The following is a 6,923-nucleotide window of genomic DNA, read 5'->3' as shown; positions in this document are numbered from 1 at the left end:
ACGCGATCCACGTGCTGTCCAGCCTCGTACCTGGGCCCAGGTCTGCCCACGCAGTGCCCCGCAAGGAGGGAGATCGAAACACCTAGTCATTCGAGTTTTTCTGCTCGTGGGCCCACTGGGAATCGAACCCAGAACCCGCGGATTAAAAGTCCGCTGCTCTGCCAGTTGAGCTATAGGCCCCGGCGTCCGAGTGTATCGCTGCGAGCGCCCACCTACGCTGGCGCCATGGTTCCTCCGTGGTGGGGCATCGGCGTGATCCTCGTGGTCGGCACGGCGCTGGTGTGGTTCGGCTGGTGGTCCGACCGCCGGCGCAACCAGCGCGCCGCTGCCGCCTTGCGTGAGCCTCCCGTGCGCCCCATCCCGGGTCTCGTCGCCACGGACGCCCCCGCTTATGTTACCGAGGACGACCTCCAGCTCGCACCGGCGGCATCACCCTCCTCACTGCCGAGCCCCGTCCCCCACCCGCCGGACGACGCACCCAGCCTGCCCGGCGGCGTCCCGGATGCGGCCTTCCTCACCGGCGGGCGCGCGGCCGCCGACCATCCCCTCGTCCTCGTCACGGACACCGCGCTCACCACCGACCGTCGGCTCCTCCCGGCCCTCGTCCACGCCCGGCGCGATCAGAGGCCCCTCGTCCTCGTCGCCCCTGCATTCTCGGACGCCGCCCTGGGCACCCTGCGCGCGAACCACGCCACCGGGCGGGTCCAGACGATCCCGGTCATCCTCGCCGAGCGCACGACCCTCCGCCGCGCCGTCGCCCTCACCGGTGGACGACTCGTCCCCGGCGAGGACCTGGACTCCGGCTGGCTGCCCGCCGAGTGCTGGGGCACCTGCGCCACGTGGCTGGCCGACGACGAGACGTCGTGGGTGGTCCTCGAGGGCTGAGAAGCCACTCGAAACCCTCAACCCCACGTTTCGGGTTTTCCTGTGAATCGTTTCCGCATAATGATCTTCCCGGATAAATCAACCGGCCCCACCCTCCCACCCGCAACCTGCCGCGACAAGGGAGAACGCCCTCGTGAACGCCAGAAATCACAGCTGTGTTATTCCCCCAGGGCGGCCACACCCTCTGGGCCGCACCCGCCACTGGCTGCCCATTTCGTATTGCCGACCATCCCTGAGAGAACGTCTAATACTTCTCAGGTCCGGACAGGGGTGTGCCGGATCACGATCTCGAGGGGACACCGTGAAGCGAGCCGGACGACCTTTCAACTTGGCTGTCGGCAGCCTGATCACATCGATGGCGCTGGGCGTCGGCGGCCTCGTGATCGCCAACCCGGCTGCAGCCACCCAGCCGATGACCGCGACGACCTACGTCAACCTGCGCTCCGGACCCGGCACGAGCTACAGCGTCGTTTCCGTCCTGGCCCCCGACGAGACGGTCACCGCATTGGGCACGGTCACGGGTGGCTGGTACCAGGTCACCACCGCGAAGGGGACCATTGGCTGGGTCTACCAGACGTACCTGCGCGCCTCCTCCGGCTCCGCGGCGGCTCCCACGTCCGCCACCCCCGCCGCGCCGGCGACGGCCGCACCGACGGCGTCCGGCCAGGCCACGACCACCGCGGCGGTCAACGTCCGCAGCGGGCCCGGCACCTCCTATGGCATCGTCGGCGTTGCGGCGAAGGGCACGACGCTCGGCACTACGGGCACGGTGAGCGGCGGCTGGACCCAGGTGATCTACGCGGGTGTCGCCCGCTGGATCTCGACGAGCTACCTCAACGTCGGCAGCGCGTCGAGCGGCCCGGTCGCGGCCGGGAGGGTGAAGACGACGGCGAACCTGTACTTGCGCACGGAGGGCGACCTCGCGGCCCCGTACACCGGTGTGCTCCCGGCCGGGTCGATCGTCGACACCACCGGCAACACCACCGCCGACTACACCGAGGTCATCGTCGGCGGCCAGACCCGCTGGATCGCCACCCGCTACACGACCGCCGTCGGCTCCAGCGGCCCCTCGGCGCCAGCCGCCCCGGCCGCCGTCGGCAAGGTGTACGTCACGGTGAACCTCCTCAACGTGCGCGCCACCTCGGCGGCGGACGGCGCCATCGTCGGCCAGGTGTCCCGCGGCACCGCCCTGGACACCACGGGCGTCACGGAGAACAACCGCACCCAGGTCATCTATCACGGGGTGGCTCGCTGGGTGTACTCGCCCTACGTCTCGAGCTCTGCGCCGACCGCCGTCGCCTACGCCGCGGTGACAAGCTCCGGCATCAGCCAGCTCACCCCGAACGCGAAGGCGGTGTACGACTACGTCGTGGCCAACTTCACCCAGATCCGCACGATCTACGGCTGGCGCGCCTCGAGCGACTACAGCTCCGACCACCCGAACGGACGCGCCGTCGACATCATGATTCCCGACTGGTCCGTTCCGGCGAACGCGGACTACGGCTGGGAGATCGCCCACTACTTCCAGAACAACGCCGCGACCTACAAGATCAGCTACATCATCTACCGCCAGCAGCTCTGGAACGCCGCCTATCCCGACCGCGGCTGGCGCCTCATGGAGGATCGCGGCTCCGTGACGGCCAACCACTACGACCACGTGCACGTCTCCGTGCAGCCCTGAGCGGCGTGACTCCTGTGATCTGGGGCAGTGCGTCGGGGACCGGAAGCTCCTGACGGAGACGAGCCGGGCGACCTCAGTGCCCGGGGCGCGGTGCTCGTTCGCGCCTGTCACGGTAAGGAAGCCCGTCCTAGCGTGACACCGCCAGACGCACCTCCAGCCTCGTCCCTCAGTCAGGACGCCGCGGGGCGCAGCCCAGCGCTAAGGCCGCCGCGGGCGCGGCCGAACCCTCAACCGGCGGGCGCCAAGGTCGCAGCGAAGGCCTCCAAATCGGCATAGGGCAGATCGCCGCTGACCACCACGACCGAGTCGTCCACGTGGACGAGCGACCGCGTCCGGCCGTCGTCCGAAACGTACCGCGTCCAGTCGAGACCCGCGGCGGTAGACGCCCCGTCCTGCGAACCCTCCCGTGTGCGTTCGGTCACGAACGCGTCCGGAGCGGCCGCACGCTGGTCGAGCCCGACGTAGCGCCGCTCAGGCGTGAGGAACGCCATCGACCAGGTGTCCCCCACGACCGCCTTCGCCTGCCCGGACGCCCCCGCCGGCAGCCACTGCGCCGACGTGCACGTCCAGCCAGCCGGCAGGGTCGCCGGGGCGTAGACGACATACTCGGACGCCGTCGCAGCCCTGGCGGCGACGGGCGCGTAAGCGACGCTCGGCACTTGCGGATCCGGATTGCGCGTGAAGGCGAACGAGATGCCCAGAATGGGGACGAGCAGCACCAGCAGGGCGACGATCATCTGCGTGCCGGACGCCGAGCGTCGCGCGGTCTGGGCCATGGCGAGCATCCTGCCATGGCCCACCGGGCCGTCAGAAACCGATGTCCTCCAGCAGGTCGGTGACGAGGGCCGCGATCGGCGACCGCTCCGACCGGGTCAACGTGACGTGCCCGAACAGCGGATTGCCCTTCAGCTTTTCGACCACCGCGGCGACGCCGTCGTGGCGTCCGACCCGTAGGTTGTCGCGCTGGGCGACGTCGTGGGTGAGCACCACCCGGCTGTTCTGGCCGATGCGGGAGAGCACGGTGAGCAGCACGTTGCGCTCCAGCGACTGCGCCTCGTCGACGATCACGAACGCGTTGTGCAGGCTGCGGCCGCGGATGTGGGTGAGGGGCAGCACTTCGAGCATGCCGCGCGCGACGATCTCGTCGACCACGTCGCGGTGCACCACCGAGCCGAGCGTGTCGAACACCGCCTGCCCCCACGGCGACATCTTCTCGTTCTCGGTTCCCGGCAGGTAGCCGAGCTCCTGGCCACCGACGGCGTACAGCGGACGGAACACGATGACCCGGTCGTGCAGCCGGCGCTCCATCACCGACTCGAGGCCGGCCGCGAGGGCGAGCGCCGACTTCCCGGTGCCCGCGCGGCCGCCGAGGGACACGATGCCGACGCCGGCGTCCATGAGCAGGTCAAGGGCGACCCGCTGCTCGGCGGAACGCCCGTGCAGGCCGAAGACGTCGCGATCTGCCCGGATGAGATGGAGCGCACCGTCCGTCCGCAGGCGGGCGAGGGCGGTCGACCCGCCGCCGCGCAGGACGACCCCGGTGTGGCAGGGCAGGTCGGCGACCAGCGGCGTCCGAACCTCTCCGTGGTCGTAGAGGGCGTCCATCTCCTCGGGGTCGAGGTCGACGTGGGCCACGCCGGTCCAGCCGGAGTCGGGTGGCAACTCGTGGCGGTACTCCTCCGCCTCCAGACCCACCGACGCGGCCTTGACGCGCAGCGGCAGATCCTTCGTGACGAGCACCACGGCGCGACCTTCGTGGGCGTAGTTGGCGGCGACGGCCAGAATGCGGCTGTCGTTGTCGCCGAGGCGGAACCCGGCGGGCAGCACGTCGGCGTCCGTGTGGTTGAGCTCCACGTGGATGCGGCCGCCGGCGTCGTTGACCGGCACCGGTGCGTCCAGACGCCCATAGCTGACGCGGAGGTCGTCGAGGAAGCGGAGGGCCTTGCGGGCGAAGAAGCCGAGTTCGGGGTGGTGACGCTTGCCCTCCAACTCGGTGATGACGACGAGGGGCACGACGACCTCGTGCTCGGCGAAGTACATCAGGGCGTTGGGGTCGCTGAGCAGCACCGACGTGTCGATGACGTACGTCTTGGTCGCCGTGCGCGGGGCGGACGAGGTGCTGGCGGCGGGCTGCGTGGTGGTGTCGGTCACGGTGGTCCTTCGTGTCGCGGCCGCGACGGGCCTCCCGCCCCGGCCTCACCAGTGGTTCAGCCGAGAGTGCTCCGCCGGGGAAGCAGACTCATGGATCCCTCTCGTCGGGCCCCCGTCGGGAGGGCCCTGTCTCGACAGTAGGCCGGACGCCGCCCCGCCCACCGCAGACACGCGCGTTGCCGCCAAGAGTTCACCTGTGTGACAGTTCGGGCCCACCCTTGTGTGGCGGTTGGGGCTCACCAAGAGGGCGCTGGATCGCCCGCATAGTGTTCCCCAACTGGCACACAGGGTGTGCCCCCAACCGCCACACAGAGGGTGCCCCCAACCACCAAACGGCGCGGGGCAGATCGTGCGAGGACCGGCCAGGTCAGCGGCCGTAACGGCGCTCCCGGCTGGCGTAGCTGCGCAGGGCACGCAAGAAGTCGACGCGGCGGAAATCCGGCCAGAGCGCTTCGCAGAAGTAGAACTCGCTGTGCGCGGACTGCCACATCAAGAACCCGGAGAGACGCTGTTCGCCGGAGGTGCGGATGATGAGATCGGGGTCGGGCTGGCCGGCGGTGTAGAGATGCCCGGCAATGTCCTCGATCTCCAGCGTGTCGGCCAGTTCGGCGAGGGAGGTGCCCTTCTCGGCCTCGGTGGCGAGGAGTTTGCGGACGGCATCGCGCAGCTCATGGCGTCCGCCGTAGGCGATGGCGATGTTGACGGTCATACCGTGACTGCCGGCTCCCGCCATCTCCCCGGCGGCCAGGGCACACTGCATGGATTCGGGCAGCAGGCTGGCGTCGCCGACGAGGCGGATGCGCCAGCGCCCGGTGACAGCGAGGTCGGTGAACAGTTCCTCGATGACCCCGAGCAGCGGACCGACGGCTGCGGCGTCCCTCGTGAGGTTCTCGGTGGAGAGCACCCACAAGGTGACGATGCCGATGCCGACCTCGTCGCACCACTCGACGAACTGCTTGAGCTTCTCGGCGCCGGCCCGGTACCCGACCTCGAGGGGCCGGCCGGGCGCGTTGAGCCGCGCCCAGCGGCGGTTGCCGTCGGCAAGGACGGCGACGTGCTCGGGCAACCGATCGCGATCGAGTTCGGCGAGGAGCCGCTGCTCGTACGTGGAGTAGAGCAGCCCGGCGGGGTGGACCCGATCGGCCACCTCGCGGGCACGCTTGAGCCACGACATGGCGCTCAGCGTAGCGGCCGCCTCCTCGGCTCGGGCTCAGCGTTCAACGGCATTCCGCAACGGCCGCCCGGCGCGCAGACGGGCGAGGTTGTCGTTGAAGAGCGCGTCGGAACCATGAGCGACGCCGCCCGCCATGTGGGGCACGAGAATCGTGTTGGGCGTGCTCCACAGGGGCCCGTCGGGCGGGTAGGGCTCGGGCTCGACGACGTCGAGGGCGGCGCCGCCGAGGCGCCCGGCGGTGAGGGCGGCGGCGAGGGCGTCCGGGTCGACCGTCGTGCCGCGGCCGACGTTGACGAGCCAGGCGTGAGCGGGCAGGAGGGCGAGGCGGTCGGCGTCCAACGCGTGGTAGGTGTCCGGGGTGGCGGGGAGCACCATGACGAGCACATCGGTCTGCGGGAGCAAGGTGGCCAGGTCGGCGTCGCTGAAGACCTCGAAGCCCGCGCGTTCGCCGGCGCTGCGTGCGACACCCCGCACGCGCGCCCCCAGCGCGGTGAACAGGCGGGCCGTGTGCTGGCCGATCGCGCCGAAGCCCCACACGAGGACCTCGGTGTCGATGAGGGAGCCGAGCTGGCCCTCGGGGCGGAGGGTGCGCCAGCGCCCGAAGTGGGGGTCCCAATGGTGGGCCCGTTGCGCGGCCAGCATCGCGGGAAACTGTAGGACGCCGGCAAGGGCCAGCGCGACGGCGGTTTCGGAGACGGTGAGGTCGTGCAGGCCGCGGCCGTTCGTGATGGTGACGCTGGCGGGGAAGCCCGCGGCGAGGACACCGTCCGGGCCTGCGGCGAGGGTCTGGACCCAGCGGAGATGGGTCGCCTCGCGAGCCAGTTGGCTGGCGGCCGGGCTCGTCCACCCCTGGAGGATGGCGGCGTCGGCGTCCAGGTGCTCGGGCGGGACCGGCTCGTTCTCGTCGATGCCGACGACCGCGACGTCCTCCGGCGGGGTGAACTCGAAGGGGGCGTTGGTGGTGGCGAGGATCTTCACGACGCTGACGCTACTCCTCGGGTTGACGGTCTCGTCACCGCCCGACTTGCACCC

The 6,923-nt window shown here is 70.5% G+C and carries 6 protein-coding genes and 1 tRNA gene; 2 read left to right on the top strand and 5 right to left on the bottom strand.

What is annotated here, in order from left to right; all coding sequences use genetic code 11:
• Positions 1-107: 107 nt before the first annotated feature.
• A tRNA-Lys gene (locus Q1K57_RS02685) sits at positions 108-180 on the bottom strand.
• A gap of 45 nt (positions 181-225) precedes the next feature.
• On the opposite strand from Q1K57_RS02685, the gene Q1K57_RS02680 reads away from it, so the two are divergent.
• Together Q1K57_RS02680 and Q1K57_RS02675 are read left to right on the top strand one after the other, a co-directional pair.
• The gene (locus Q1K57_RS02680) at positions 226-885 is read left to right on the top strand and encodes a hypothetical protein (RefSeq protein WP_300078729.1); all 660 of its coding nucleotides are present in this window, start codon (positions 226-228) and stop codon (positions 883-885) included.
• 328 nt (positions 886-1,213) lie between these two features.
• The gene (locus tag Q1K57_RS02675) at positions 1,214-2,566 is read left to right on the top strand and encodes an SH3 domain-containing protein (protein WP_300078727.1); all 1,353 of its coding nucleotides are present in this window, start codon (positions 1,214-1,216) and stop codon (positions 2,564-2,566) included.
• Positions 2,567-2,793: 227 nt separating this feature from the next.
• Here the strand turns inward: Q1K57_RS02675 and Q1K57_RS02670 are convergent, their stop codons facing one another.
• From Q1K57_RS02670 to Q1K57_RS02655, 4 genes are all read right to left on the bottom strand, one after another.
• Positions 2,794-3,342 carry a DUF4245 family protein gene (locus Q1K57_RS02670; RefSeq protein ID WP_300078725.1) on the bottom strand — a complete coding sequence of 183 codons (549 nt, stop codon included), beginning with the start codon at positions 3,340-3,342 and terminating at the stop codon, positions 2,794-2,796.
• A gap of 31 nt (positions 3,343-3,373) precedes the next feature.
• Positions 3,374-4,717, bottom strand: coding sequence for a PhoH family protein (locus Q1K57_RS02665; protein WP_300078723.1), 1,344 nt, complete (start codon positions 4,715-4,717; stop codon positions 3,374-3,376).
• Between the two features lie 367 nt (positions 4,718-5,084).
• Entirely contained in the window at positions 5,085-5,891 is an 807-nt protein-coding gene (locus Q1K57_RS02660; RefSeq protein WP_300078722.1) for an isoprenyl transferase, read from the bottom strand.
• Between the two features lie 36 nt (positions 5,892-5,927).
• Positions 5,928-6,869, bottom strand: a complete 942-nt coding sequence (locus tag Q1K57_RS02655) for an NAD(P)-dependent oxidoreductase (RefSeq protein ID WP_300078719.1) — start codon at positions 6,867-6,869, stop codon at positions 5,928-5,930.
• Positions 6,870-6,923 lie beyond the last annotated feature (54 nt).

This window comes from Propioniciclava sp., assembly GCF_029977985.1.
Taxonomy (GTDB): Bacteria; Actinomycetota; Actinomycetes; order Propionibacteriales; family Propionibacteriaceae; genus Propioniciclava.
The sequence above is the reverse complement of the archived record's forward strand: the minus strand, read 5'-3'. Positions and strand labels throughout refer to the sequence as shown.